Raw genomic sequence first — 1,540 nt, 5'->3', positions numbered from 1 at the left:
CGCCATCGGGTAGTTGTCCACCGGTGCACCGTAGGCCCGGCGCACCACCCCGGACCGCACCCGGCCCGCACAGGGCCAGCGCTCATCGCGCGCCCCGGGGCGGAGGGGCGGGTTGCCGGAGCCCGAATGCGCTCGGGCCCCGGCAGTGGGGGGCCGGGCTCCGTCGGCGGTTCCCGTACCCGCCCAAACGGCAACACCACCCCCGAGGTCACCCGCCACACCGTTCCGACCCGCCCGCACGGGCCAGAGCGCCCCCACGGCCCCTGTAAGCGCTCATCGCTGGCCGTGGCAACCGAGCCCCGAGCGGCCCTCCTCTGAACCGCGCACCGAAACGCACACAGGGCGTACATCCCCCGTCCCTGGCTTCGGATCGCCCCGCGGGGGCCCTGAGCGCCGATCTTGGCCCTGGACGACCGGATAGACCCGGGAGCGGTTGATCGTCAGCGAGAGGCGCGCTCAGACCCCTTACGGGCGGCTGCGACGTCATACCGTCGCGGCCATGTCGACGAAGCGGCTGTAGTGGAGTTGCGCGGCGACGGTGATCGTTGATGTTGGTCCTCCCCGGTGTTTTCCGACAATCAGGTCGGCTTCGCCCGCACGCGGTGATTCCTTGTCGTAGGCGTCCTCGCGGTGCAGGAGGATCACGATGTCGGCGTCCTGTTCGATGGCGCCGGACTCCCGCAGGTCGGAGATCATCGGCTTCTTGTCCTGGCGTTGCTCGGGTCCGCGGTTGAGCTGGGACAGCACCACGACGGGCACGTTCAGTTCCTTGGCCAGGAGCTTGAACTGGCGGCTCATCTCGGCGACCTCGACTTGCCGGTTCTCGGCCTTGCGGCCGCTGGACTGCATCAGCTGGAGGTAGTCCACGACGACGAGGCCGAGGCCGCCGCGCTGCTGGAGCCGGCGGCAGTGGGCCTTGATCTGCAGGACGGTCAGGCCGGCGTCTTCGAAGATGTGCAGGTCGGCGGTTTCCAGGCGCTGGACGCTGTGGCCGATGCGGATCCAGTCGTCCTCGGTGAGTTCGCCGCTGCGCAGGTGGTAGTAGGCGACCCTGGCGTCGGCGGACACGATGCGCTCGTGGACTTCGTCGCCGCCCATTTCGAGGCTGAACAGGGCGCCGGTGAGGCCGTGCTTGATCGTGGCGGAGCGCAGGAAGTCCACAGCGAGGGTGGACTTGCCCATGGCCGGCCGAGCGGCGATCACGATGACCTGGCCGCCATGGAGGCCGTTGGTGAGGTGGTCCAGATCGGTGAATCCGGTGGGCACGCCCTTGGTGACTTCACCGCGGCTGCGCGCTTCGAGGCGGTCCATGAGGGAGACGGAACGGTCGGCGGGACGGAAGCTGGCGGTGGATTCGTCGATGGCCACGGCCGCGTTGAACGCGGCTCCAGCGGCATCCGTGATCTCGTCGGCGTCCCCGTCGCCGTAACCGAGAGCGGTGATCGCGGTGCCCGCTTCGACCAGGCGGCGCAGGCGGGCCCGGTCGCGGACGATGTCCGCGTAGTAGGTCCCGTTCGCGGCGGTCGGCACGGCCTGGACC

Annotated in this window: 1 protein-coding gene; it reads right to left on the bottom strand. The window is 69.9% G+C overall.

Going from position 1 to position 1,540, the window contains the following annotated elements:
- Nucleotides 1-483: 483 nt before the first annotated feature.
- The coding region (locus O3W51_RS47985) for a replicative DNA helicase (protein WP_269290393.1) at nucleotides 484-1,540 on the bottom strand (1,057 nt) is incomplete at its 5' end.

It is taken from the genome of Streptomyces sp. H39-C1, from assembly GCF_027158125.1.
GTDB lineage: Bacteria > Actinomycetota > Actinomycetes > Streptomycetales > Streptomycetaceae > Actinacidiphila > Actinacidiphila fildesensis.
The sequence above is the reverse complement of the archived record's forward strand: the minus strand, read 5'-3'. Positions and strand labels throughout refer to the sequence as shown.